This is a genomic window from Streptomyces albidicamelliae, from assembly GCF_025642175.1.
Classification (GTDB): domain Bacteria; phylum Actinomycetota; class Actinomycetes; order Streptomycetales; family Streptomycetaceae; genus Streptomyces; species Streptomyces albidocamelliae.
Map to the genome: position 1 here is coordinate 4981059 of NZ_CP106795.1, position 25238 is coordinate 5006296.

Annotated in this window: 26 protein-coding genes; 19 read left to right on the plus strand and 7 right to left on the minus strand. The window is 73.4% G+C overall.

Annotated features, from left to right (window positions below; translation table 11 throughout):
• Window positions 1-8 precede the first annotated feature (8 nt).
• From N8I86_RS22950 to N8I86_RS22975, 6 genes are all read left to right on the plus strand, one after another.
• Entirely contained in the window at window positions 9-380 is a 372-nt protein-coding gene (locus N8I86_RS22950; RefSeq protein WP_073888644.1) for a holo-ACP synthase, read from the plus strand.
• Between the two features lie 43 nt (window positions 381-423).
• Complete coding sequence (locus N8I86_RS22955) at window positions 424-1854, plus strand: NAD(P)H-hydrate dehydratase (RefSeq protein ID WP_263278593.1); 1431 nt, start codon at window positions 424-426, stop codon at window positions 1852-1854.
• Between the two features lie 591 nt (window positions 1855-2445).
• Entirely contained in the window at window positions 2446-3612 is a 1167-nt protein-coding gene (gene alr, locus N8I86_RS22960; RefSeq protein WP_123436972.1) for an alanine racemase, read from the plus strand.
• 109 nt (window positions 3613-3721) lie between these two features.
• Window positions 3722-4969, plus strand: coding sequence for an alpha/beta fold hydrolase (locus tag N8I86_RS22965; RefSeq protein WP_073888648.1), 1248 nt, complete (start codon window positions 3722-3724; stop codon window positions 4967-4969).
• A gap of 89 nt (window positions 4970-5058) precedes the next feature.
• Entirely contained in the window at window positions 5059-5571 is a 513-nt protein-coding gene (gene tsaE / locus N8I86_RS22970) for a tRNA (adenosine(37)-N6)-threonylcarbamoyltransferase complex ATPase subunit type 1 TsaE (protein WP_073888650.1), read from the plus strand.
• A gap of 130 nt (window positions 5572-5701) precedes the next feature.
• On the plus strand, window positions 5702-5875 hold the full coding sequence (locus N8I86_RS22975; RefSeq protein WP_263278594.1) for a hypothetical protein: 174 nt from the start codon (window positions 5702-5704) through the stop codon (window positions 5873-5875).
• A 29-nt stretch (window positions 5876-5904) separates the two neighbouring features.
• Here the strand turns inward: N8I86_RS22975 and N8I86_RS22980 are convergent, their stop codons facing one another.
• Complete coding sequence (locus tag N8I86_RS22980; protein WP_263278595.1) at window positions 5905-6465, minus strand: hypothetical protein; 561 nt, start codon at window positions 6463-6465, stop codon at window positions 5905-5907.
• Window positions 6466-6578: 113 nt separating this feature from the next.
• Here N8I86_RS22980 and tsaB point away from each other — a divergent pair, with 113 nt between their 5' ends.
• From tsaB to N8I86_RS23000, 4 genes are read left to right on the plus strand one after another with little or no spacing between them, the layout of a single operon-like run.
• Complete coding sequence (gene tsaB, locus N8I86_RS22985) at window positions 6579-7235, plus strand: tRNA (adenosine(37)-N6)-threonylcarbamoyltransferase complex dimerization subunit type 1 TsaB (protein ID WP_073888653.1); 657 nt, start codon at window positions 6579-6581, stop codon at window positions 7233-7235.
• A 29-nt stretch (window positions 7236-7264) separates the two neighbouring features.
• Complete coding sequence (gene rimI, locus N8I86_RS22990) at window positions 7265-7762, plus strand: ribosomal protein S18-alanine N-acetyltransferase (protein ID WP_073890352.1); 498 nt, start codon at window positions 7265-7267, stop codon at window positions 7760-7762.
• Entirely contained in the window at window positions 7755-8846 is a 1092-nt protein-coding gene (gene tsaD, locus N8I86_RS22995) for a tRNA (adenosine(37)-N6)-threonylcarbamoyltransferase complex transferase subunit TsaD (protein WP_263278596.1), read from the plus strand. The genes rimI and tsaD overlap by 8 nt, the downstream gene beginning before the upstream one ends.
• The gene (locus tag N8I86_RS23000; RefSeq protein ID WP_123436969.1) at window positions 8843-9100 is read left to right on the plus strand and encodes a hypothetical protein; all 258 of its coding nucleotides are present in this window, start codon (window positions 8843-8845) and stop codon (window positions 9098-9100) included. Before tsaD ends, N8I86_RS23000 begins: the two co-directional genes overlap by 4 nt.
• Before the next feature lie 205 nt (window positions 9101-9305).
• Here N8I86_RS23000 and N8I86_RS23005 read toward each other — a convergent pair whose 3' ends face one another.
• Window positions 9306-11612, minus strand: a complete 2307-nt coding sequence (locus N8I86_RS23005; RefSeq protein ID WP_263278597.1) for a beta-xylosidase/alpha-l-arabinosidase — start codon at window positions 11610-11612, stop codon at window positions 9306-9308.
• A gap of 149 nt (window positions 11613-11761) precedes the next feature.
• Here N8I86_RS23005 and N8I86_RS23010 point away from each other — a divergent pair, with 149 nt between their 5' ends.
• From N8I86_RS23010 to N8I86_RS23025, 4 genes are all read left to right on the plus strand, one after another.
• Complete coding sequence (locus N8I86_RS23010; protein WP_263278598.1) at window positions 11762-12793, plus strand: LacI family DNA-binding transcriptional regulator; 1032 nt, start codon at window positions 11762-11764, stop codon at window positions 12791-12793.
• A 157-nt stretch (window positions 12794-12950) separates the two neighbouring features.
• The gene (locus N8I86_RS23015; protein ID WP_263278599.1) at window positions 12951-13997 is read left to right on the plus strand and encodes an LCP family protein; all 1047 of its coding nucleotides are present in this window, start codon (window positions 12951-12953) and stop codon (window positions 13995-13997) included.
• A gap of 140 nt (window positions 13998-14137) precedes the next feature.
• A complete protein-coding gene (locus tag N8I86_RS23020; protein WP_263278600.1) occupies window positions 14138-14494 on the plus strand; it encodes a YciI family protein in 357 nt (118 codons plus the stop codon).
• 44 nt (window positions 14495-14538) lie between these two features.
• A complete protein-coding gene (locus N8I86_RS23025) occupies window positions 14539-15870 on the plus strand; it encodes an RNA polymerase sigma factor (protein ID WP_079192306.1) in 1332 nt (443 codons plus the stop codon).
• Between the two features lie 27 nt (window positions 15871-15897).
• Here N8I86_RS23025 and N8I86_RS23030 read toward each other — a convergent pair whose 3' ends face one another.
• On the minus strand, window positions 15898-17085 hold the full coding sequence (locus N8I86_RS23030) for a class I SAM-dependent methyltransferase (protein ID WP_263278601.1): 1188 nt from the start codon (window positions 17083-17085) through the stop codon (window positions 15898-15900).
• Between the two features lie 90 nt (window positions 17086-17175).
• On the opposite strand from N8I86_RS23030, the gene N8I86_RS23035 reads away from it, so the two are divergent.
• From N8I86_RS23035 to groL, 4 genes are all read left to right on the plus strand, one after another.
• Window positions 17176-18087 carry a polysaccharide deacetylase family protein gene (locus N8I86_RS23035; protein ID WP_263278602.1) on the plus strand — a complete coding sequence of 304 codons (912 nt, stop codon included), beginning with the start codon at window positions 17176-17178 and terminating at the stop codon, window positions 18085-18087.
• Window positions 18084-18902 carry a polysaccharide deacetylase family protein gene (locus tag N8I86_RS23040; RefSeq protein WP_263278603.1) on the plus strand — a complete coding sequence of 273 codons (819 nt, stop codon included), beginning with the start codon at window positions 18084-18086 and terminating at the stop codon, window positions 18900-18902. The genes N8I86_RS23035 and N8I86_RS23040 overlap by 4 nt, the downstream gene beginning before the upstream one ends.
• A 264-nt stretch (window positions 18903-19166) precedes the next feature.
• Window positions 19167-19475 carry a co-chaperone GroES gene (gene groES / locus N8I86_RS23045; protein ID WP_057584642.1) on the plus strand — a complete coding sequence of 103 codons (309 nt, stop codon included), beginning with the start codon at window positions 19167-19169 and terminating at the stop codon, window positions 19473-19475.
• 123 nt (window positions 19476-19598) lie between these two features.
• On the plus strand, window positions 19599-21227 hold the full coding sequence (gene groL / locus N8I86_RS23050) for a chaperonin GroEL (RefSeq protein ID WP_073888669.1): 1629 nt from the start codon (window positions 19599-19601) through the stop codon (window positions 21225-21227).
• Between the two features lie 70 nt (window positions 21228-21297).
• On the opposite strand, the gene N8I86_RS23055 is transcribed toward groL, so the two are convergent.
• The 3 genes from N8I86_RS23055 to N8I86_RS23065 form a co-directional block, all read right to left on the minus strand.
• A complete protein-coding gene (locus N8I86_RS23055) occupies window positions 21298-22005 on the minus strand; it encodes an ester cyclase (RefSeq protein WP_073888671.1) in 708 nt (235 codons plus the stop codon).
• Window positions 22006-22079: 74 nt separating this feature from the next.
• On the minus strand, window positions 22080-22853 hold the full coding sequence (locus N8I86_RS23060; protein ID WP_073888673.1) for an SDR family NAD(P)-dependent oxidoreductase: 774 nt from the start codon (window positions 22851-22853) through the stop codon (window positions 22080-22082).
• Window positions 22854-22904: 51 nt separating this feature from the next.
• Entirely contained in the window at window positions 22905-23573 is a 669-nt protein-coding gene (locus N8I86_RS23065; protein ID WP_073888675.1) for an MOSC domain-containing protein, read from the minus strand.
• An 80-nt stretch (window positions 23574-23653) separates the two neighbouring features.
• On the opposite strand from N8I86_RS23065, the gene N8I86_RS23070 reads away from it, so the two are divergent.
• A complete protein-coding gene (locus N8I86_RS23070; RefSeq protein ID WP_073888677.1) occupies window positions 23654-24562 on the plus strand; it encodes a LysR family transcriptional regulator in 909 nt (302 codons plus the stop codon).
• Window positions 24563-24654: 92 nt separating this feature from the next.
• On the opposite strand, the gene N8I86_RS23075 is transcribed toward N8I86_RS23070, so the two are convergent.
• Window positions 24655-24984 (minus strand): WhiB family transcriptional regulator, encoded by a 330-nt coding sequence (locus N8I86_RS23075; RefSeq protein WP_073888679.1) that lies wholly within the window; start codon window positions 24982-24984, stop codon window positions 24655-24657.
• Window positions 24985-25238 lie beyond the last annotated feature (254 nt).

Consider the following 25238-nt stretch of genomic DNA (forward strand, 5'->3'; position numbering starts at 1 on the left):
TGCGCGGCATGAGCATCATCGGAGTCGGGATCGACGTCGCCGAGATCGACCGGTTCCGGGCGTCGTTGGAGCGCACGCCCGGCCTGGCCGACCGGCTGTTCGTGGCACGGGAGCTGCTGCTCCCCAGCGGGGAGCGGCGCGGCATCGCCTCGCTCGCGGCCCGGTTCGCCGCCAAGGAGGCGCTGGCCAAGGCCCTCGGGGCGCCGGCGGGGCTGCACTGGACCGACGCCGAGGTGTACGTCGAGGACAGCGGGCAGCCGCGGCTGCGGGTGAAGGGGACCGTCGCCGCGCGCGCCGCGGAGCTGGGCGTGCGGGCCTGGCACGTCTCCCTGAGCCATGACGCGGGCGTGGCCTCGGCCGTGGTGGTCGCCGAGGGGTGAGCCCGGGTGTGGGGTGTGGGGGGTGCGGGGCAGACTCGGTGCCATGCGTACTGCGTACAGCGTGGAGACGGTGAGGGCGGCCGAACGGGCCCTGATGGCGCGGCTGCCGGAAGGCGCGCTGATGCAGCGGGCCGCTGCCGGACTGGCCGCCGCCTGCGCGGATCTGCTCGGCCGGGTGTACGGCAGCCGGGTGGTGCTGCTCGTCGGCAGCGGTGACAACGGCGGGGACGCCCTGTACGCCGGGGCACGGCTGGCCCGGCGCGGGGCCGGCGTGACGGCCGTGCTGCTCGCGCCCGGCCGGGCGCACGCCAGCGGGCTCGACGCGCTGCGGCGGGCGGGTGGCCGGGTCACCGGGGCCGACGACGCCGAGGGGCCGATCGCGCGGGCCGACCTCGTGATGGACGGGATCGTCGGGATCGGCGGCAAGGGCGGGCTGCGCCCCGACGCCGAACGGCTCGCGGGCCTGGCGGACCGGTCCCGGGCCGCCGTGGTGGCGGTGGACCTGCCCAGTGGTGTCGAGGCGGACACCGGGGAGGTGCGGGGGGCCGCGGTCCGGGCGGACCTCACGGTCACGTTCGGCACGTACAAACCGGGCCTGCTGGTCGATCCGGCGCGCGAGTACGCCGGGATCGTCCGACTCGTCGACATCGGGCTGGAGTTGCCCGGCGAGGCCGAGCTGGAGGCCCTGCAGCACGCCGACGTGGCGCAGCTGCTGCCGTCGCCCGCGGCGGAGAGCGACAAGTACCGGCGGGGTGTCGTGGGCATCGCCGCCGGGTCCGCGCGGTACCCGGGGGCCGCGGTGCTCGCCGTCTCCGGTGCGCTGCGGGGCGGCGCGGGAGCCGTGCGGTATGTCGGGCCCGCCGGGGACGCGGTCATCGCGCGCTTCCCCGAGACGCTCGTCTCCGACGCCGGCCCCGCGGGGGCCGGGCGGGTGCAGGCCTGGGTGGTCGGGCCGGGAGCGGGCGACGACGCGGCGACCGTCGCGGAGGTGCTGGCGGCCGACGTCCCGGTTCTGCTCGACGCGGACGGGCTGCGGCTGGCCGAGCGGGACGCGGTGCGCGGGCGTACGGCGCCGACGCTGATGACGCCGCACGCCGGGGAGGCCGCCGCGCTGCTGGGGGTGCGGCGGGAGGAGGTCGAGGGCGCCCGGCTGGCCGCGGCACGGGAGTTGGCGGCGGCGTACCGGGCGACCGTGCTGCTCAAGGGTTCGACGACGCTGGTGGCCGACGACGGGGGCGGTGCCGTCCGGGTCAACGCGACGGGGACGCCCTGGCTGGCCACGGCGGGGAGCGGCGACGTGCTGTCGGGGCTCGCCGGGTCGCTGCTGGCGGCGGGACTCGCCGCGCGGGACGCCGGGAGCGCGGCCGCCCATCTGCACGGACTCGCCGGGAGGTTCGCGGCGGACGGGGCGCCCGCCGGGGCGCACGACGTCGCCGCGCTGATCCCGGAGGCGTGGCGCGACGTGTACCACTGAGGGCACGGGACCGGCGGCCCGCCCGGCGTGCGGGGACGGGCGGAGCGCGCCCGGCTGTGGCCCACGGCCGACCGCCGCCGACCGCGCGACCGGCGGACGCGTCACACGCCGGGCTGCCGCGGCGCCGCTCGCCCCCGCGACGACCGGGCCGGTGGCGACGGTCTCGGCGGACAGCCCCGCGCCCCGCGCCGGTATGCGGCCCGCTGCGCGATGTACGGCGTCGGTCCCGCTCACCCCGCGCCCCGCGCCGGCATGCGGCACCCGGTGTCGGTCCCGGCCCCGCGGGCCTTGCGCCGGTACGCGGCCCGCCGCGCGGTACGGGGCGTCAGTCCCGCTCACCCCGCGCCTCCCACCGGTACACAGCACGTCGTACCCGGTGTCGGTCCCGGCGGATCGACACGCCCGGCCGGGCGCCGCCGTCGAGGTGATGTGCGGCGAGCGGAGTGCGCGTCCCGCCGCGGGCCGCCCCGCACCCCGCCGGAGAGCACCCGTGCTCGCGAAGGGCGGCCCCCTGCTCCGTGCGCGGGCGGAAGCCGGGTAGCTGACACGGCACCGGGGGCCCGCACGGCCCTCTGAGAGACTGGGGGCGCCATGAGTGAGACTGCAGCTGTGCCTACCGCCCCCCTGCGCGCCCGCGCCGAGATCGATCTGGGCGCCCTGCGCGCCAACGTGCGGGCGCTGCGCGCCCGTACACGGGGCGCGGCCCTGATGGCCGTCGTGAAGTCCGACGGATACGGCCACGGCGCGGTGCCGTGCGCCCGCGCCGCCGTCGCCGCGGGGGCGGACTGGCTCGGCACCGCCACGCCCGAGGAGGCGCTCGCGCTGCGCGCGGCCGGCCTGCCGGGCCGCATGCTGTGCTGGCTGTGGGTGCCGGGCGGCCCCTGGCGACAGGCGATCGAGGCCGACATCGACGTCTCCGTGAGCGGGCTGTGGGCCCTGCGGGAGGCCGTCGAGGCGGCCCGGCAGGCCGGCCGGACCGCACGCGTGCAGCTCAAGGCGGACACCGGACTCGGACGCAACGGCTGCCAGCCGGCCGACTGGCCCGAACTCGTCGCCGAGGCCCGGCGCGCCGAGGCCGACCACCTGGTCCGCGTCACCGGTCTGTGGTCCCACTTCGCCTGCGCCGACGAGCCGGGGCACCCCTCCGTCGCCGACCAGCTCGACCGCTTCCGGGAGATGCTCGCGCACGCCGAGGAGCAGGGCCTGCGCCCCGAGGTGCGGCACATCGCCAACTCGCCCGCCACGCTCACCGTGCCCGAGTCCCACTTCGACCTCGTCCGCACGGGTATCGCGATGTACGGCATCTCACCCAGCCCGGAGCTGGGCACCCCGGCCGACTTCGGGCTGCGCCCGGTGATGACGCTCAGCGCCTCGCTGGCCCTGGTCAAGCACGTCCCGGGCGAACACGGCGTCAGCTACGGCCACCACTACGTCACTCCCGGCCCGACCACCCTCGGCCTGGTGCCGGTCGGCTACGCGGACGGCATCCCGCGGCACGCCTCGGGCACCGGGCCGGTGCTGGTCGACGGCAAGTGGCGGACGGTCGCCGGGCGGGTCGCCATGGACCAATTCGTGGTGGACCTCGGCGGCGACGAGCCCGCGGTGGGCAGCGAGGCCGTGCTGTTCGGTCCCGGCGACCGCGGTGAACCCACCGCCGAGGACTGGGCGCAGGCGTGCGGCACGATCGCGTACGAAATCGTCACACGCATCGGAACGCGGGTTCCGCGCGTCTATGTGAACGGGGAAGAACTCGGGTAACCCGTCCGGGAGCGACGGGTCCTCCGGGTGACCCCGGTATTCGGGCACCACAGGGGCCTCACCCGTTTCACCCACGGGCGAACTGCAGTACGGCGAAGAGGAGCGGTACGTGAGCGAGAGCAGTGCGGAGGCATTGGCGGACGTCGTCGCCTCGGCGGCCGTCGCCTCCGCCGCGGGGGCGACGGCCGGGAGCTGGCGCAGGGCGACCGGCATCGCCGGCGCCGCGATAGGCGTGCTCGCCGCGGGTGCGGCGGCCGGTGTCGCCATCGAGCGGATGACGGTCGGCCGCGGCATGCGGCGCAAGGCCCGGCTGGCGCTGGACTCGGCCGGCCCCTACGGCACCCTGCGCGGCACCCCGGGCAAGGCGTACGCCGACGACGGCACCGAGCTGTACTACGAGGTCGACGAGACCGAGCCCGACCCCGGGCCGACCCCCTCCCCGCGCCGCCGCCGGCTCTTCGGACGCAAGGCGCCCGCCCCCGTCACCGTCGTCTTCTGCCACGGCTACTGCCTCAGCCAGGACTCCTGGCACTTCCAGCGGGCCGCCCTGCGCGGGGTCGTCCGCACCGTGCACTGGGACCAGCGCAGCCACGGGCGCTCGGGGCGGGGCGCGGCCCAGACCCGCGAGGGGGTGCCGGTCACCATCGACCAGCTCGGCCGCGATCTGAAGGCCGTCCTCGACGCCGCCGTACCGGACGGCCCGGTCGTGCTCGTCGGCCACTCGATGGGCGGGATGACCGTGATGGCGCTTGCCGCCCAGTTCCCGGAGCTGATCCGGGACCGGGTCGTCGCGACCGCCCTCGTGGGTACCTCGTCCGGGCGGCTCGGCGAGGTCAACTTCGGCCTGCCGCTGGCCGGCGTCAACGCGGTGCGCCGCATCCTCCCCGGAGTGCTGAAGGCGCTCGGGCAGCAGGCGGAACTGGTGGAGAAGGGGCGCCGGGCCACCGCCGACCTGTTCGCCGGGATCATCAAGCGGTACTCGTTCGCGGGGCGGGACGTCGACCCGGCCGTCGAGCGGTTCGCCGAACGGATGATCGAGTCCACGCCGATCGACGTGGTCGCCGAGTTCTACCCGGCCTTCAACGACCACGACAAGACCGAGGCCCTCGCCTGCTTCCGGAGCATGCCCGTGCTCGTGCTGGCCGGTGTGCAGGACCTGGTCACACCGAGCGAGCACAGCGAGGCCATCGCCGACCTGCTCCCCGACGCGGAGCTGGTGCTCGTGCCGGACGCCGGGCACCTGGTGATGCTGGAACACCCCGAAGTGGTCATAGACCGCCTCGCCGATCTGCTCGCCCGTGCCGGTGCCGTGCCGCTTCCGGCTACCGTAAGTGGCTGTGACTCCGCCTCCTCCTAGAGGGAGCGGCCACCGGCCGTACGGCCGCGGTCCGGCCCGGACCGGTCCCGCGTGGGACCTCATCCGTGTACTACTGCAAGTGAGTGACGATGGAAGCTACTGCCGCACCGCACGACACCGCTGAGACCCGGCTGACCATCACCTCTCCCGAGCAGATGCGGGAGCTGGGCCGCCGCCTCGCCAAGCTGCTGCGCGCGGGCGACCTCGTGATGCTCAGCGGGGAGCTCGGCGCGGGCAAGACCACGCTGACCCGGGGCCTCGGCGAGGGGCTCGGTGTGCGCGGCGCGGTCACCTCGCCCACCTTCGTCATCGCGCGCGTGCACCCCTCCCTCGGCGACGGGCCGCCCCTGGTCCACGTGGACGCCTACCGGCTCGGCGGCGGCCTGGACGAGATGGAGGACCTGGACCTCGACGTCTCGCTGACCGACTCGGTGATCGTCGTGGAGTGGGGCGAGGGCAAGGTCGAGGAGCTGACGGAGGACCGGCTGCAGGTCGTCATCCACCGGGCCGTCGGCGACACCACGGACGAGGTGCGGCACGTGACGCTGACGGGGCTCGGCCGGCGGTGGGCCGACAGCGGCCTGGAGACTCTCGCGGCCTGAACCGCACGACGGCTTTCCGACATGCCGTCGGCAACATATTGCGCAGGACGTCCCGGGCGTGGTCACATGGTGGCCAGCCCGTAGTTAGGTGTGCCTAACTATGCCCGCCCCGGCAGCTCAGGAGGCGTCCATGACCGCTCACCGCCCCGCGGAGCAGTCCCGCCCGGCCGTGCCCGCCGGGATGGCCATGCGCGATCTGCTGGCTTCGTGCGCGGCCGCGACCGCGGTCTCCACACCGCCACGGGCCCCGGAGGCGGCGCGGACGGAACCCGGTGCCGCACCGGAGCGGCGCGAGGCCGCCTAGGGGCCGCCGACCGGAACCGGCGACCGGGTCTAGCGGATCACGACCACCTTCACGCCGATCGTGGCGAAGTTCCACATCGCGTTCCCGTCGGCCCGGTCCTCCCGGATGCCGCCGGTCTTCACGGACGGGTCCACCGCCGTCTGCGCGCCGTCGCCGACGGCCGCGCTGAACCCGATCGCCACGCCGTCCACGCTGGAGAACCGCACGATGTGCTCGACCGGCGTGCCGTCGGTGCCGGTGGCCGCGTTCGAGCGGGACGACACCCAGTACGTGCCCACCGCGGGGTCCATGCTGCCGGGCCGCACCCGGAAGGTGCGCGCCACGTGCTCGTGCTCCTCGACCAGCCAGACGCGGTCGTCGTCCACCGAGTACACGACCCGTTCACCCTTGCCCGACGCGCTCGGCAGGGCGGTCGGGTTACGGCGGTCCCGGGGCGCCTTGGCGGCCGGCGACGCGGCGGAGGCGCTCGCTCCGGGCCTGCCGGCCAGACCCGCCGGGACGGTCGCCTGGGCGCGGTAGGCGAGGAAACCGACCGCTCCGAGCGCCGCCGCGGTCAGGCCGGCCACGATTCCCGAGCTGGTCCCGGCCACGTGCGCCCACCTCCGTCTCGTGCGATATGTCGTACTTCGTACAGACCGTAGCAGTCGGTGACCGTACGACCGGGACGGCGATGCCCGAGCCGCGGGAGCCGTAGGCTGTTCGCGTGCTCTTGCTCGCTCTGGATACCGCCACACCCGCCGTCACCGTCGCGCTGCACGACGGCACGGACGTCATCGCCTCGTCGAGCCAGGTGGACGCGCGCCGGCACGGAGAGCTGCTGCTGCCGGCCGTCGACCGCGTGCTCGCCGAAGCCGGGCTGAAGCTGGAGGCGGTCACCGCGATCGTCGTCGGCACCGGCCCAGGCCCCTACACCGGCCTGCGGGTCGGCCTGATGACCGCCGACACCTTCGGCCTCGCGCTCGGCGTCCCGGTGCACGGCCTGTGCACGCTGGACGCGCTGGCCCACGCCGCCGACATCGAGAAGGGCCCCTTCGTCGTGGCGACCGACGCCCGGCGCAAGGAGGTCTACTGGGCGAAGTACGCCGACTCCCGCACCCGGCTCACCGACCCCGCCGTCGACCGGCCGGCCGACATCGCCGAGCAGGTCGCGGGGCTCCCGGCGGTCGGTGCGGGCGCCCTGCTCTACCCGGACACGTTCCCGAGCGCCCACGAGCCCGAGCACGTGTCCGCCGCGGCCCTCGCCTCGCTCGCCGCCCGGCGGATGGCCGCGGGCGAGGAACTCCCGGCGCCCCGGCCGCTGTACCTGCGCCGGCCGGACGCCCAGGTCCCCAAGAACTACAAGGTGGTCACCCCCAAGTGACGGCACCGGCAAACCCCGTACTGCGCGAGATGCGCTGGTGGGACATCGACCCGGTCCTGGAGCTGGAGAAGGACCTGTTCCCCGAGGACGCCTGGTCCCGGGGCATGTTCTGGTCCGAACTGGCCCACTCCCGGGGCTCCGAGGCCACCCGGCGCTATCTCGTGGCCGAGACCGGCGGCCGCATCGTCGGCTACGCGGGTCTCGTCGCCTCCGGTGAGCAGGCCGACGTCCAGACCATCGCCGTGGCCCGCGACGAGCAGGGCACCGGCCTCGGCCGGCGGCTGCTCGACGAGCTGCTGCGCGCGGCGACCGCGTTCGAGTGCCACGAGGTGCTGCTCGAATGCCGGGTCGACAACGTCCGTGCCCAGAAGCTCTACGAGCGCTTCGGTTTCGAGCCGATCGGCGTGCGGCGCGGCTACTACCAGCCGGGCAACGTGGACGCCCTGGTCATGCGCCTGACCACCGCCTCCGCCGGCGGCCCCGCCGCGGACGCTCCCCCCGTACAAGGAACCGAGAGCAATGACTGACGAACCCCTCGTCCTCGGCATCGAGACCTCCTGCGACGAGACCGGCGTCGGCATCGTCCGCGGCACCACCCTGCTGGCGGACGCCATCGCCTCCAGCGTCGACGAGCACGCCCGTTTCGGCGGTGTCGTACCGGAAGTGGCCTCCCGCGCGCACCTGGAGGCGATGGTCCCCACCATCCACCGCGCCCTGAAGGAGGCCGGGGTCTCCGCCAAGGACCTGGACGGCATCGCGGTGACCGCGGGCCCAGGCCTCGCGGGCGCCCTGCTGGTCGGCGTCTCCGCGGCGAAGGCGTACGCCTACGCCCTGGGCAAGCCCCTCTACGGCGTCAACCACCTCGCCTCCCACATCTGCGTCGACCAGCTGGAGCACGGCCCGCTGCCCGAGCCGACGATGGCCCTGCTGGTCTCCGGCGGCCACTCCTCGCTGCTGCTGTCCGAGGACATCACCTCCGACGTCCGCCCGATGGGCGCGACCATCGACGACGCGGCCGGCGAGGCGTTCGACAAGATCGCCCGCGTGCTGAACCTGGGCTTTCCCGGCGGCCCGGTCATCGACCGGTACGCCAAGGAGGGCGACCCGGCGGCGATCGCCTTCCCGCGCGGTCTCACCGGTCCCCGCGACCCGGCGTACGACTTCTCCTTCTCCGGTCTGAAGACCGCCGTGGCCCGCTGGATCGAGGCGAAGCGCGCGGCCGGCGAGGAGGTCCCGGTGCGGGACGTGGCCGCCTCCTTCCAGGAGGCCGTCGTCGACGTCCTGACCCGCAAGGCCGTCCGCGCCTGCAAGGACGAGGGCGTCGACCACCTGATGATCGGCGGCGGTGTCGCCGCCAACTCCCGGCTGCGCGCCCTCGCCCAGGAGCGCTGCGAGGCGGCCGGCATCCGGCTGCGTGTCCCGCGCCCCAAGCTGTGCACGGACAACGGCGCGATGGTGGCCGCGCTGGGCGCCGAGATGGTCGCCCGCAACCGGGCCGCCTCCAGCTGGGACCTGTCGGCCGACTCCTCCCTGCCGGTCACCGACCCGCACGTGCCCGGACACGACCACGACCATGTGCACGAGGTCAGCAAGGAGAACCTCTACTCGTGACCGTCGCGCTGATGTGGGAGGCCCGGGCCGCCGAGGGCCGCGGCGAGGAGCTGCTGGCCTGGGTGCGGGGGCAGGTCCTGGACCGGCCCCCGCTGCGCCGGGAGACCTTCCGGGCGCCGGGGGACCGGGTGCTGGTCATCACGTGGTGGGACGCGCCCTACGACGCCTCGCTGCCCGAACTTCCCGAGCCCAAAGGGGAGTTGACGACCCGTGCGGTGCACCGTTGGCGATTCGAACCGGTGGCCGAGAGCTGAGGTTGAGCGAACCCCGCCGACTGCGCTATGATCATCACACAGCGAACGGCCGGAACAACGGCCCGGACGCAGTGCGTTGGTGGTCCAAGGAAAGACGTCCCGCTTCCTGCGGGGAGATGCAGGTGCAAGGCCTGCCCGGCGCTCCACACACACCCCGTTCCCGGTTCTCCGGGAGCGGGGTGTTCGCGTTCCGGGGGTCCGCGGCTCAGTCCGCCGTGTCGAGGACCTCGCACCGCAGCCGCCGGTCCGCCCCCAGCACCCGCACGGGCCCCGACAGCCGGAGCCGGACCGTGTGCCGGGTCTCCGCGCTCGACGGGCCCAGCCGCAGCTCCAGTTCGCCCGGCTCCACCACCCGTGTCCCCGTGCGGTCCGTGAAGGACGACAGGTCCGCGTGGAAGCGGAAGGTCAGCCGGCGCGCCTCGCCGGGGGCCAGCTCCAGCCGCCGGTAGCCGATCAGACGGACGTCCGGGCGGGTCACCGAGGCCACCGGATCGTGCAGGTAGAGCTGGACGACCTCCGCGCCCGCCCGGTCGCCGGTGTTGCGGACCGTCAGCGAGAGGTCGTGACCGCCGTCCGTGCCGATCTCCGCGACCTCGTCGTCCGCGTGGCCCTCCCAGGCGAACGTCGTGTACGACAGTCCGTGGCCGAACGGGTGCAGCGGGGTCGGGTCCAGGCTGCTGACCTCGCCGGCCAGCCCGAGCGGAGGCTGGAGATAGGTCCAGGGCTGGCCGCCGGGCCCGTACGGCACGCTCACCGGCAGCCGGCCGGAGGGATTCACCCGGCCGGACAGCACCCCCGCCACCGCCGGGCCGCCCTCCTCGCCGGGGAAGAAGGCCTGCACGACCGCGCCGAGCCGGCCGTGCCAGCGGCCCAGCGCGTAGGGGCGGCCGGTGAGCAGCACGAGGACGACCGGGACGCCCGTCGCGGCCAGCGCGTCCAGCAGCTCCGCCTGGACGCCGGGGAGCCGCAGGTCGGCCACGTCGCAGCCCTCACCGGACGTGCCCCGGCCGAACAGTCCCGCGCGGTCGCCGAGCACCGCGACGCACACGTCCGCCGCGGCCGCCCGGGCCACGGCCTCCTCGAAGCCGCCCGTGTCCGCATCGGAGACGCCGCACCCTTCGGCGAACGTGACCTCGGCGTTCGGGAGTTCCGCGCGCAGCGCGTCCAGCAGCGGCAGGACCTCGATGCCGAGCGGAACCCCGGGGTGATGGGGCAGGACGTGGGAGGGGAAGGAGTAGCAGCCGAGCATGGCGAGCGCGTCCGCCGCACGCGGGCCCACGACCGCGATCCGGCCGCCGGGGGCGAGCGGGAGCAGGCCGCGGGGATTGTCCAGCAGGACCACCGACTCCTCCGCGAGGCGCCGGGCGACCGCCCGGTTCCCGGCGGAGTCCAGCTCCGGCGGGCCGTCCGGCTCCGGGCTCCAGTCCTCGTCCAGCAGGCCGAGTTCGCACTTCTGGCGGAGCACGCGGCGGGCCGCGCGGTCCACCAGGGACTCGGGGACGCGGCCCTTCCGCACGGCCTCCGCGAGCGGGTCGCCGAAGCAGTCGAGGGTGGGCAGCTCCACGTCGACACCCGCGGCCAGGGCCAGCCGGGCGGCCTCCGCCCCGCCCGCCGCGACCCGGTGCAGGGTGCGGAGGAAGCCGATGCCGAAGTAGTCGGAGACGACCGTGCCGGTGAAGCCCCACTCCTCGCGCAGCACCTCGGTGAGCAGGCGCGGGTCGGCGGAGGCGGGCACCCCGTCGGTCTCCGTGTAGGCGGCCATCACCGAGCGGGCCCCGCCCTCGCGCAGCGCCATCTCGAACGGCGGCAGCGTGACGTCCGCGAACTCCCGTACACCCGCCCGCACCGGAGCGAGGTTGCGGGCGCCGGCCGAGGAGGCGTACCCGGCGAAGTGCTTGAGGGTCGCCACGACCCCGGCCGACTCCAGGCCCCGCACATAGGCGGTGCCGAGGGTGCCCACCAGGTACGGGTCCTCGCCGATCGTCTCCTCCACCCGGCCCCAGCGGGGATCGCGGACCACGTCGAGGACGGGCGCGAGGCCCTGGTGGACACCGGCCGAGCGCAGGTCGTGCCCGATCCGGCGGCCCATCTCCGCGACCAGCTCCGGGTCGAACGAGGCGCCCCAGGCGAGCGGCACGGGGTAGGCCGTCGCGCGCCAGGCGGTGAAGCCGGCCAGGCACTCCTCGTGGGCGACCGCCGGGATGCCGAAGCGGTTCGCGGCGGCGATGCGCCGCTGGGCCCGGGCCAGGGCCCGTGCGGCGAGGGCCGGTTCGACCGGTGCGGTGCCGAACGAGCGGGTCAGCTGGCCGAGTCCGGAGGCGATCAGCGCGTCCCAGTCGTACGCGGCGGTCATCTCCCGCTGGTGCGGGGCGACTCCGTCGCCGTCCGTGGCGGCCCCCACCCACACGCCGTACAGCTGGGCGGTCTTCTCCCGGAGGGTCATCCTCGGGAGCAGGTCGTCGACGCGGGCGGCGGCGGGCAGCGCGGGGTCGCGCCAAGGAGCGGTGGTCAAGGGAACTCCCGTCGGACGGTCGGGATCGTGCCGGCGGCCGGGTCGGGCCCCCTGCGATCGAATGTTTCGAATAACATCTCGAATGTTCCGGGAACCTATGGGGCGCGCACGCCTTCGTCAAGAGGCCCAGCGGCGATACGATCGCGGCCATGAAGCCCTCGAAGTCCGCAGAAACGCAGACGGCGACCCTGGCCGAGATCGCCCGCGCGGCCGGGGTGTCCGCTCCGACTGTTTCGAAGGTGCTCAACGGGCGTGCGGACGTCGCCGCCGCGACCCGTACCCGGGTCGAGGAACTGCTGCGCACCCACGGCTACCGGCGCCGCCGCGCCGAGGCCTCCCGCTCCCCGCTGATCGACCTGGTCTTCCACGAACTGGAGAGCGCCTGGGCGATGGAGGTCATCCGGGGCGTGGAGAACGTGGCCCGGGACGCCGGGCTGAGCGTGGTGCTGTCGGAGTCCGCAGGACGGCTCACCCCCGGCCGGACCTGGGCCGACCAGGTCGCCGCCCGCCGTCCGCACGGCGTGGTGCTCGTGCTGTCCGGACTCGACGAGTCCCAGCGGGCGCTGCTGACCAGCCGGTCCATCCCGTTCGTGGTGATGGACCCGGCCGGCGACCCGGGCCCGGACGTGCCCTCGATCGGCGCCACCAACTGGCAGGGCGGCCTCGCCGCCACCCGGCACCTGGTGGACCTCGGCCACACCCGGATCGGGGCGATCAGCGGCCCCGGCCGGATGATGTGCAGCCGGGCCCGCGTGGACGGCTACCGGGCCGCCCTGGAGACGGCCGGGCTGCCCGCCGACCCCTCGCTCGTGCTGACCGGAGACTTCCACCACGACGCCGGCTACCGGCTGGGCCTGGAGCTGCTGCGCCGCGCCGACCGGCCGACCGCCGTCTTCGCGGGCAACGACCTCCAGGCGCTCGGCCTGTACGAGGCGGCCCGCGAGCTGGGGCTGCGCATCCCCGAGGACCTCAGCGTGGTCGGCTTCGACGATCTGCCGGTGTCCCGCTGGGTCGGGCCGCCGCTGACCACCGTCCGGCAGCCGCTGACCGAGATGGCCGAAGCGGCGGCCCGGCTGGTGCTGGAGCTCGGCCGGGAGCGGGAGGAGCGGGCCGCGACCCGGGTGGAACTGGCGACCCGTCTGGTGGTCCGGTCGAGCACGGCGGCGCCGGCCGCGGGCTGACACCGGTCGGCTTCGAAACTTTCGGAGCCGGAGCCGGAGCCGAAGCGGGGCCCGCGAACGAGGCCCCGATGTCCCCGGGATGAGAATTTCCCTAGAAAACCGACTCGGGCGGCTTCTGCTAACAGTCCCCTAATAATTCGGACTTACGTTCCTGCCCGTGACGCGACACGAGGAACACGGCGACACGGGCGGACCGGTGGGCCGACGGCGCGGAGCACTGCGGATCGCAGGCTTCGCCCTGGCGGGCGCGCTGGTGCTCGCAGCCGCCACGACGACCTGGGCGTACTGGCATCTCAGCGACAACATCACAAGCGTCGACATCAACACCGCGCTGGGCGACGACCGGCCCGCACGGGCGATGGTCACCCCGTCGGCGGCCGCCGCCTCCCCGCTGCCGAGCGGCTCCCTGAACATCCTGGTCCTCGGCTCGGACTCGCGCAGCGGCAAGGCCAACAAGGCGCTCGGCGGCGGCGACAGCGGTGGCGCCCGGTCCGACACCGCGATGGTCGTGCACATCGACGCGGGCCGTACGAAGGCCACCGTCGTCAGCATCCCGCGCGACACCCTCGTCACCCGCCCGTCCTGCCCGCTGCCGTCCGGCGGTTCGACGGCGGTGACCCACGGCGCCATGTTCAACAGCGCCTACGCGGTGGGCGGTCCGGTGTGCGCCGTGAAGACCGTCGAGTCGCTCACGCACGTCCGCATGGACCACTACGTCGAGATCGACTTCGCCGGCTTCGCCAAGCTCGTGGACGCGCTCGGCGGGGTCGACGTCACCACCGACCAGGACATCGACGACGACAAGAGCCATCTGCGGCTGGACGCCGGCGACCACCACCTGGACGGCACCCAGGCGCTGGCCCTCGCCCGCACCCGGCACGGCATAGGCGACGGCAGCGACCTCGGCCGCATAGGCCTGCAGCAGAAGCTGGTGAAGGCGCTGCTGGAGCGCATGGCCACCATGGACCTGCTCACCGACCCGGCCGGGCTGTACCAGGTCGCCGACGCCGTCACCGCGAGCCTGACCACCGACACCGGCCTCGACTCCCTGAACGAGCTGATGAGCCTCGGCCGCAGCCTGCGGGGCCTGACCGCCGACCGGACGAGGACCGTGATGATGCCGGTCGTCACCGCGCCCTCCGACCCCAACCGGGTGGTCGCCGAGGAGCCGGCGGCCGGTGAACTGTGGGCGTCCCTGCGCTAGACAAGCGCGCTGAGCTGCGCAGACAGCGACCAGAAAAAATCTTCGAGAAATTCCGCCGAGCCTGTCGATCCGGCCGTCTCCCGTTCGACGCATGGGTGAGAGGCGGGGAACGGTCCCGCCGCCCCACCGAAGGAGTCACCATGCCCCGCTTCCTGTCGCTCGTGCGCATCGACGAGAACTCCGCGCCGGCGGAAGGCCCCAGTGAGGAGCTGATGCAGCGCATGGGCGCGCTGATCGAGGAGATCACCAAGGCCGGAGTGATGCTCGACACGGCGGGTCTCACCCCCACCTCCCAGGGCACCCGGGTCACCTGGGAGGGCGGGAAGATCTCCGTCACCGACGGTCCCTTCACCGAGACCAAGGAGGTCATCGGCGGCTACGCCCTCATGCAGTGCAAGGACAAGGCCGAGGCCCTGGAGTGGACCAAGCGGTTCCTCCAGGTCCACGAGGAGTTCTGGACCGTGACCTGCGAGGTCCGGGAGATCGCCGAGGGCTAGGCGTTCCTGGCTTTCCGCCGTCCGGGGGTGTTGCATGGTGGGCTGTGGAGACGCAGCCCACCGCACCGCAGCCCGCCGCGCCCCAGCCGCCCGCCGCACGGCCCGCCGCCCCGGCGCCCGGCGCGGCGACCGACACCGCGCACGCGATCGAGACCGTCTTCCGGCTGGAGTCGCCCCGGGTGATCGCCGGTGTCGCCCGGATCGTCCGGGATGTCGGCATAGCGGAGGAACTGGCCCAGGACGCCCTGGTCGCCGCCCTGGAGCGGTGGCCGCGCGACGGCGTGCCCGACAACCCCGGCGCCTGGCTCATGGCCACCGCCCGGCACCGGGCCGTCGACCTGATCCGGCGCCGCGAGACCTACGCCCGCAAACTCGCCGAGATCGGCCGGGACCTGGAGACCGTGGCACCGCCCGCGGAGCCCTCCGCCGCGGACGACATCGACGACGACCTGCTGCGGCTGGTGTTCACCACCTGCCACCCGGTGCTGTCCTCCGAGGCCCGCACCGCGCTCACCCTGCGCCTGCTCGGCGGCCTGACGACCGCGGAGATCGCCCGGGCCCACCTGGTCCCGGAACCGACGATCGCCCAGCGCATCGTCCGCGCCAAACGCACCCTCGCCACGAAGAACGTCGCCTTCGAGGTGCCGTACGGCCCCGATCGCGAAGCCCGTCTCGGATCCGTCCTGGACGTCATCTACCTGATCTTCAACGAGGGGTACGCGGCGACCACCGGCGACGACTGGCTGCGTCCCGGTCTGTGCGAGGACGCCCTGCGCCTGGCCCGCGTGCTGTCCGGGCTGATGCCCAAGGAGCCCGAGGTGCACGCGCTGACCTCGCTGCTGGAGTTCCAGGCGTCCCGGGCGGCCGCCCGCACCGGCCCCGACGGCGCGCCGGTGCTGCTGCGGGACCAGAACCGCCGCCGCTGGAACCGCATGCTGATCGCCCGCGGCGTCCGCTCCCTCGCCCGCGCCGACGCCACCGCGAGCGGCGGCCCCGGCCCCTACGCCCTCCAGGCGGCCATCGCCGCGTGCCACGCGCACGCGTACACCTACGAGGAGACCGACTGGCGCGCCATCGCCACCCTCTACGGCCTGCTGGCGGCCCGGGCCCCGTCTCCCGTGGTCGAGCTGAACCGGGCGGTCGCCGTCTCCCTGGCCGACGGTCCGGCCGAGGGCCTGAAGCTGGTCGACGCCCTGGCCGCGGAGCCGGCCCTGCGCGAGTACCACCTGCTGCCCAGCGTCCGCGGCGACCTGCTGGCCCGTCTGGGCCGTACGGCCGAGGCGCGCGAGGAGTTCCTGCGGGCGGTGGAACTGGCCCGCAACGGACGCGAACGCGCCCTGCTGGAGTCCAGGCTCCGGTCCCTGCCGACCGGTTGAGGCCCGCCCCGGGCGGGGAGCGGGGCCCTACGCCGAGCCGGGGTCCGAGGGCCGGGCGGGGCTGCCGATCAGCATGGTCGGTGCCCCCGCGACACGGGTGAGGAACACGGTGGCCGCGTGCGGTCCCTGGGGCCTGACCTTGCGGCGCAGTTCCTCCGGCTCCACGGCCGAGCCGCGCTTCTTCACGGTCAGGATGCCGACCTCCCGCTCCCGCAGCAGGGCCTTCAGCTTCTTCACGTTGAACGGAAGCCGGTCGGTGATCTCGTAGGCCGAGGCGAACGCGGTGGGCCGCAGCTCGTCGGCCGTGACGTAGGCGATCGTCGCGTCGAGGAGCCCGCCGCCGACCTCCTCGGCCACCTCGGCGACCAGATGCGCGCGGATCACGGCGCCGTCGGGCTCGTACAGGTACCGCCCCACCGCGCGCACCCCGGGGTCGGGCAGGCCGCGGCCCGGCAGGGTGCGCGGGCCGGGCAGCAGCGTGGCCCGGACGGTGCCGGCGGCCCCGGTGCCGAACCACAGCACGGCCTCCTTCACGTCCCCGCCGTCGGAGATCCACTCCGCACCGGCCTCGGCCGGCACCGCCTCGTGCGGGATGCCCGGAGCGATCTTGAGGGCCGCCCGGGGTGCCGCGAGCGCCGCGCCGACCGCCCAGGACAGCGGCGGCGAATAGGCCTCGGGATCGAAGATGCGGCCGCGTCCGCCCCGCCGGGCCGGGTCCACGAACACCGCGTCGTACCCGGCGGTGTCCACCTCCGTGACGTCGGCCTCCCGCACCTCGATCAGGCCGGCGAGACCGAGCGCGTCGGCGTTCGCCCGGGCCACCGCCGCCGTCACCGGGTCCCGGTCGACGGCCAGCACCCGGATGCCCGCCCGCGCCAGCGCGATGGCGTCGCCGCCGATCCCGCAGCACAGGTCGGCCACCGAGGTCACCCCCAGCTCCGCGAACCGGCGTGCCCGGTACGCCGCCACCGTGGCCCGCGTCGACTGCTCGACGCCGTCGGGCGTGAAGAACATCCGCCCGGCGTCCTCGGCGCCGAACTTCGCCGCCGCCCGCTGCCGCAGCCGTGCCTGGCCGAGCGCGGCCGACACCAGCTCGGCCGGATGGTCGCGGCGCAGCCGGGTGGCCACGGCCAGCTCCTGCGCGGGCGCGGTGTCGCGCACCTCGTCGAGGAGGGCGCGGCCTTCGGGGGTGAGGAGGAGGGCGAGGTCGTTCACCGGGTCATTGTGGGCCAGTCGGTGGATGCTGTGCCTCCGGCGGCGGTGTCGGCCCGGGTTCGGGGAGGGGTCCTGCGAGGATCCGGCACCATGCGAGAAGTAGTACAAAATGACAAAAGCCGGACTCGTCTCCGGCGGCTGCTCCTCGGCGGCGGAGCCGCCACGCTGGCCACCGCGGCCCTGCTCGCCGGCTGCGCCGGCCCGGACTCCGGGCGCTCCGCGCCCGCCGAACGCGCCCCCGCGCAGGCCCTCGGCCCCGAGGCCCGCCAGGCCGCCGAACACGCCAGGCTGGCCGCCGCCGCCCGGCGCTGGGGGCTGGACCGGGCCCCGCTGACGCCTCCGGCGCCCCCCGCGAAGAAGCCGAGGATCACCGCCCGCGCGGGTTTCGAGGTGGACCACCAGGAGGACTGGAACCTGCCCCCGGTCTTCACCACGGTGCCCACCCAGCAGAAGGTCGTCTTCCTGACGATCGACGACGGCGCCGAGAAGGACCCGAAATTCCTCGCCATGATGCGGGAGCTGGGTGTCCCGTACACCGCCTTCCTCAGCAACTACCTGGTGAAGGACGACTACGCCTATTTCCGGGCGATGAAGGGCTACGGCAACACTCTCAACAACCACACGCTGCACCACCCCTACCTGCCGGGCCTGTCCTACGAGGAGCAGCGGGACGAGATCTGCGGCATGCAGGACATCATGAAGAAGCAGTTCGGCAAGGCGCCCACCGTCTTCCGGCCGCCGTACGGCAACTACAACCAGGACACCCTGGTCGCCGCCAAGTCCTGCGGCATCAAGTACGCGCCGATCTGGAACGAGGAGGTCTTCGTCGACCACTGGGAGTACCGCGAGGACGACCAGCGGCTGCGCCGCGGCGACATCGTGCTCACCCACTTCCGCGGCCGGGACGACTGGAACGGCACGATGGTCGACGACATGCGCCGCTTCCTGAACAAGGTCACGCGCGAGGGCTACGCGGTGGCCCGCCTGGAGGACTACCTGTGAGGCGGGCGCGGGGCCCGGCCGCGGTCCTCGCCGCGGCACTCCTCCTCACGGGCTGCGCGCAGTCAGTCGACCCCATCGAGCGCCTCGGCAAGAAGGCCGCCCAAGGGGTACGCCCGTCCGGCCCCGCCCCCGACCGCTCCTACCGCCACTGGGGCCTGACCGAGCCCCTGCGCCGCCCACCCCGCCCCGCCGCCCGGCCGCTCGAGCTGCATACGGACGGTGCGCGCCGCACCCTGCCGCGCGTCCTGGACCGCGTCCCCACCGGCGACCCGGTCGTCTTCCTCACCTACGACGACGGCGCCGAGCAGGACCCCCGCTTCGTCGACATGGTCCGCGAACTCCATCTCCCCGTGAGCATGTTCCTCACCGACAGCATCGCGGGCCCCGGCTACGACCACTTCGCGCGGCTGCGCCGGCTCGGCGCCGGCATCCAGAACCACACCCTCGACCACCGCGCCCTGGCCGGTCAGCCGTACGCGGGCCAGCGTGCCGAGATCTGCGGCCAGCAGCACCGGCTGAGCGCCCGGCTCGGCGTCCGCGCCCGTCTCTTCCGCCCGCCCTACGGCACGTACGACCGCACCACCCTGCGCGCGGCCGGCGACTGCGGCATCTCGGCGGTCGTCCTGTGGCGCGCCGCCGTCACCCCGGCCGACCTCGTCTACACGAACGGCGACCACCGGCTCGGCCGCGGCGACATCATCCTGGTCGGCCCGGACGAGTCCACGGGTCCCACTCTCAGGGAGCGCACGACCCGCGTCCTGCGCCGGGTCCAGCAACGGGGCCTGACGGTGGGACGGCTGGAGGACTACCTGTAGGAACGCGGCCCGTCCGGCGTTCGGGGGCGGGGCCGAGGACGGCTCGCCCCGCGGGCTCCAGGCACCCGATTCCGCCGACGCGCCGCACGGCATTGGCACTCCGCTTGACCGAGTGCTAATCGCGGTCATAGTCTCGGCTCTGGCACTCCCCCCTGGAGAGTGCCAACACGCGACGGGCAGGTCCGGCACCCGCGACGACGGATCCACCTGGTCGCCACCTCAGACAGTTAACCCCGTGAGATCTCCGAAGGGGGAGGTCGGATCGTGACGACCACCAGCTCCAAGGTTGCCATCAAGCCGCTCGAGGACCGCATTGTGGTCCAGCCGCTCGACGCCGAGCAGACCACCGCCTCTGGCCTGGTCATCCCGGACACCGCGAAGGAGAAGCCCCAGGAGGGCGCCGTCCTCGCCGTGGGCCCGGGCCGTTTCGAGAACGGCGAGCGCCTGCCGCTCGACGTCAAGGTCGGCGACGTCGTTCTGTACAGCAAGTACGGCGGCACCGAGGTGAAGTACAACGGCGAGGAGTTCCTCGTCCTCTCGGCTCGCGACGTCCTCGCGATCATCGAGAAGTAAGACACCTCGAGCACCTTTGATGCTTGATGCTGCGCCCCTGGCCCCCGCGACCACATAAGAAGCCGGGCGCCCGGGGCGCAGCGCCGTTTACACCCACAGATTTCCGAGAGGGCTGCCGCTGTCATGGCGAAGATCCTGAAGTTCGACGAGGACGCCCGTCGCGCCCTTGAGCGCGGCGTCAACAAGCTGGCCGACACGGTGAAGGTGACGATCGGCCCCAAGGGCCGCAACGTCGTCATCGACAAGAAGTTCGGCGCCCCCACCATCACCAACGACGGTGTCACGATCGCCCGCGAGGTCGAGATCGAGGACCCGTACGAGAACCTCGGCGCGCAGCTGGTGAAGGAGGTGGCGACCAAGACCAACGACATCGCTGGTGACGGCACCACCACCGCCACCGTGCTGGCCCAGGCGCTGGTCCGCGAGGGTCTGCGCAACGTCGCCGCCGGCGCCTCCCCGGCCGCCCTCAAGAAGGGCATCGACGCCGCCGTCGCCGCCGTCTCCGAGGACCTGCTCGCCACGGCCCGCCCGATCGACGAGAAGTCCGACATCGCCGCGGTCGCCGCGCTGTCCGCCCAGGACCAGCAGGTCGGCGAGCTCATCGCCGAGGCGATGGACAAGGTCGGCAAGGACGGTGTCATCACCGTCGAGGAGTCCAACACCTTCGGTCTGGAGCTGGACTTCACCGAGGGCATGGCCTTCGACAAGGGCTACCTGTCGCCGTACTTCGTGACGGACCAGGAGCGCATGGAGGCCGTCCTCGACGAGCCCTACATCCTGATCACGCAGGGCAAGATCGGCGCGATCGCCGACCTGCTGCCGCTGCTGGAGAAGGTCATCCAGGCCAACTCCTCGCGTCCGCTGCTGATCATCGCCGAGGACGTCGAGGGCGAGGCCCTGTCGACCCTGGTCGTCAACAAGATCCGCGGCACCTTCAACGCCGTCGCGGTGAAGGCCCCCGGCTTCGGCGACCGCCGCAAGGCGATGCTCCAGGACATGGCCACCCTCACCGGCGCCACCGTCATCTCCGAGGAGGTCGGCCTCAAGCTCGACCAGGTCGGCATCGACGTGCTCGGCTCCGCCCGCCGCGTCACCGTCACCAAGGACGACACCACGATCGTCGACGGCGCCGGCAACAAGGCGGACGTCGAGGGCCGCGTCGCCCAGATCAAGGCCGAGATCGAGTCCACGGACTCCGACTGGGACCGCGAGAAGCTCCAGGAGCGCCTCGCGAAGCTGGCCGGCGGCGTGTGCGTGATCAAGGTCGGCGCCGCCACCGAGGTGGAGCTGAAGGAGAAGAAGCACCGTCTGGAGGACGCCATCTCCGCGACCCGCGCCGCGGTCGAGGAGGGCATCGTCTCCGGTGGTGGCTCCGCCCTGGTCCACGCCTCCAAGGTCCTCGAGGGCAACCTCGACAAGACCGGCGACGAGGCCACCGGCGTCTCCGTGGTCCGCAACGCCGTGGTCGAGCCGCTGCGCTGGATCGGTGAGAACGCCGGCCAGGAGGGCTACGTCATCGTGTCCAAGGTCAAGGACCTGGACAAGGGGCAGGGCTACAACGCCGCCACCGGCGAGTACGGCGACCTGATCAAGGCCGGCGTCATCGACCCGGTGAAGGTCACGCGCTCCGCCCTGGAGAACGCCGCCTCCATCGCCTCCCTGCTGCTCACGACCGAGACCCTGGTCGTCGAGAAGAAGGAAGAGGAGCCGGAGGCCGCCGGCCACGGCCACTCGCACGGCCACGCCCACTGACGCACGTCAGCACCGAGGCAGCAGCAGGGCCCGGCACCCCTCGGGGTGCCGGGCCCTCGCCCGTGCGCGGCTAGTTCTCCAGCGCGTCCAGCGCCCCTAGCTGCTCCATCAGACCCAGCCGGTCGTACTGCCACCAGCCCTCGCGGATCCTGCCCGTGCCGTCGAACCGGAAGACGGTCGTCCCCGTCATGGACACCTCCCGGCCGGTGTTCGGCAGGCCCAGGAACTCGCCCCTCTGGACGCCGTTCCACGTCCACCGGGTGCACACCCGGTCCCCCTGGGTGAGCTGGTCCTCGACGGAGAACGTGAAGTCGAAGGCGCCGCGCCACATCTCGATCTCGCGCCGCATGTTGTCCAGCCCGAGTGCGTCCTGCTCCTCGCCCGGGTCGTGGTGGTGGTAGTTCTCCGCGAGCAGACCGTTCAGCGGGGGCAGAGGTCCCCGCACGGCGATCGTCTCGAAGAAGCGGCGCGCCGCGGCGGCCTCCAGCGGCTCGTCGCGTACGACGTCCAGGTCGGTGAAGGTCGGCGTCCCCTCGCACAGGGCGGCCATCTCCCGGAAGATCCGGTCGGTCTCCGGCAGCTTCGAGTTCCGCATCGCCTCGTCGTACGACGGGAACTCCACGATCTCGACGACGTGCGCGGCGTCCGAGCGGTCCGTGCCGATCACCGCGTGCGTCGCGGTGCGCTTCCCCCTGGTCTGTTCGACCCACTGGTCGATCAGCCGGTTCATCTCGTCGAGCCGGCTGGTCCTGCAGTCGATGAGCTGTACGAACGTCATGGCGCCGCCTCCCGGCCCCCTGGGTCCGGATCCGTCAGGCTCATTTTCCCACCGGAACGCGGGCGCCACCCGTCCTACTGGGGCCCGTACTTGCGTCCCGTCCGGGAGCTGACCCCGCCCAGCAGCCCGCGCGGGGTGACCTTCACCAGGCCCATCAGCACCTTGTACCGCGGGTCCGGCACGGACAGCGACTTGCCGCGCGCCAGGTCCGCGAGCGCCGCCGCGACCAGCTTGTCGGCGTCCAGCCACATCCAGCCGGGGATGTTGTCCGTGCCCATGCCGGCCCGCTGGTGGAACTCGGTGCGCACGAAGCCCGGGCACAGCGCCATCAGGCGCACGCCGCTGCCCGCCAGGTCCTTCGCCGCGCCCTGCGTGAACTGCACGACCCACGCCTTGGACGCGCCGTACGTACCGCGCGGCACGAAGGCGGCCACCGAGGCGACGTTGACGACCCCGCCCCGCCCGCGCTCCCGCATCGCGGCGGCCGCCGCCGAGGTCAGCCGGAGCACGGCCTCGCAGTGCACCTTGAGCATCTTCAGCTCGTCCGCCATGGACACGTCCAGGTAGCGGCCCTTGTTGCCGAAGCCGGCGTTGTTGATCAGCAGGTCGACCGGGTTCTTCCGGTCGCCGAGCCGGTCGGCCACCGTCTCGATGCCCTTGTCCTCGGACAGGTCGGCGCTCAGCACCTCCACCTCGATGCCGTGCCGGTCGTGCAGTTCGGTCGCCTGCTCGCGCAGCCGCTTGGTGTCCCGGGCGACCAGGACGAGGTCGTGCCCGTCAGCCGCCAGCCGCCGCGCGAACGCGGCGCCGATCCCCGCGGTCGATCCCGTAATCAGAGCCGTTGTCATGGCCCAAGGGTAGTGACCCGCACCGACGGCGGCGCGGCCGGTGACAAGCCCTCAGCGGGCCTGCGCGGCGACGTACTTGCGGGCCGCGGCCAGCGACTCCGGGTGCAGCGCGTCGCCCGCGTCGAGCAGCCGCGGCAGCAGTTCCCGCTCGGTGGTGACCGCACGGAACTGGATCGCCGCCGTCACCCCGTGCCCGGGCCGGTGCACGATCTCGACCGGATCGCCCGCCCGTATCCCGCCCGGTTCGATCACCCGGAGGTAGGCACCCGTCGCGCCCTTCCGTGTGAACCTCTTGACCCACCCGCGTTCGCCCAGATGGCCCTGGAACGTCCGGCACGGGATCCGCCCGGAGGTCACCTCCAGCACCACCTCGGAACCGATCCGCCACCGCTCGCCGATCAGCGCGCCGGAGACGTCCAGACCGGCCGTCGTCAGGTTCTCTCCGAAGCAACCGTTGGCCAACGATCGGCCGAGTTCGCGCTCCCACTCGTCGAGGTCCTCGCGGGCGAACGCGTACACCGCCTGATCGACCCCGCCGTGGTGCCGCAGGTCGCACACGGCGTCCCCGGCGAGCCCGCTCGCCCCGGTCCCCTTGGGGCCCGGGGCCGCCACCCGCACCGGCCCGTCGGCCGGCTTCTTGTCGATGCCCGTCACGCCGTCCGGCTGGTCCGTGTACGGCACCGGCTGAGGGCGGCCCAGATTGACCGAGAGAAGCTGCATGCCGGGAACGGTACGGGAGCCGCCTCAAAGCGTCGAGCGGATTTGTGACGCCCTCCCCAAGCAGCCCTTATGCTCGAAGGGTGATCGAGGCCCGTCATCTCCGTGTCCTGCGCGCCGTCGCCACCACCGGTTCCTTCTCGGCGGCGGGGCGCGAACTGGGCTGCACCCAGCCCGCCGTCAGCCAGCAGATGAAGGCCCTGGAAGCCTCGGTCGGCACACCGCTGCTCGTGCGCACCGGCCGCGAGATGCGCCTCACCCAGGCCGGCGAGGCCCTGGTCCGGCACGCCTCCGGCATCCTCGCGGGCCTCACCGCGGCCGAGGAGGAGGTCGCCGCCATCGCGGGTCTGCGGGCGGGCCGGGTCCGGCTGGTCTCCTTCCCGAGCGGCAGCTCCACCCTGGTGCCCACCGCTCTGGCCGCCCTGCGCGCCGCCCACCCGGGCACCCGGGTCTCCCTGGAGGAGGCCGAGCCCCCCAAGTCCGTGGACCTGCTGCGGGAGGGGGACTGCGACCTCGCCCTCGCCTTCCGCTACGAGGGCGCCGCCACCGCCGAGGACTGGGACGACCTGGTCGTACGGCCCCTGCTGACGGACCGGCTGGTCGCCCTCGTGCCCGAGCGGCACCGGATCGCGCGCGCGGAGAGCGTCGCCATCGGTGAACTGGCCGAGGAGCCCTGGATCGCGGGCTGCCCGCGCTGCCGCGGTCAGCTCGTGCAGGTGTGCGAGGGAGCCGGCTTCACCCCGCGCATCGACTTCGCCACCGACGACTATCCGGCGGTGGTCGGCCTGGTCGGCGCCGGGCTCGGGGTCGCCGTACTGCCGCAGCTCGCGGTGGAGTCGGTGCGGCCTCGGGGGGTGCGGGCGGTCCGGCTGGAGCCCGCCGTACGCCGGGAGATCGTCGCGCTCACCCTGCCCGACCTGGCACAGGTGCCGACCGTGGCGGCGACGCTGGAACAGCTGGCCCGGGCGGCCCGGGCGGCCGGCCGGCAGTAAGAGAGGCGGCCGCAGAGTCAAGGGCACGCCTTCCCGCGTGCCCAGGAGGGGATGGGACGCACCCGGTGGTCTGTGGGTGCTGAAACGTTCCTTCAGTGGTTCGAGGCGGTGTCGCCGCTGGTGCTCGATGCCGACACCAGGCGGTTGCGTGCCCGCCCCATCAACTCCTCACGCTCGTCCTCGGTCAAGCCGCCCCACACTCCGTACGGCTCGCGCACCGCCAACGCGTGCGCCGCGCACTCCGCACGGACGGGGCACCTCATGCAGACCTCCTTGGCCGAGTTCTCGCGAGCGCTCCGAGCCGCCCCGCGCTCGCCCTCCGGGTGAAAAAAGAGCGAGCTGTCCACCCCGCGGCAGGCAGCGAGCAGCTGCCAGTCCCACAGGTCCGCGTTCGGTCCGGGAAGGCGGGAGAAATCTGCCATTACGTGACCCCTTGTAGCCGTTCTGGGCGGATACGGTGCCAACGACCGTACATCTCCGGTCTAAGGAGATGAAAATATGACTCATTGCGAATCTAGCCCCGGACACTGCGAAACGGGAAGAAAAAGGGCTGAATGGGGCATAGGTTGTGATGAAAAGTTGAGGGTCCGTCGGGCATGTCTGCACCGTGTCGACGCCCTCACGTAGAGTGCCGAAGACGGCACGCAGCCCCGTAACTCTTTCGAGTGACCGTCGT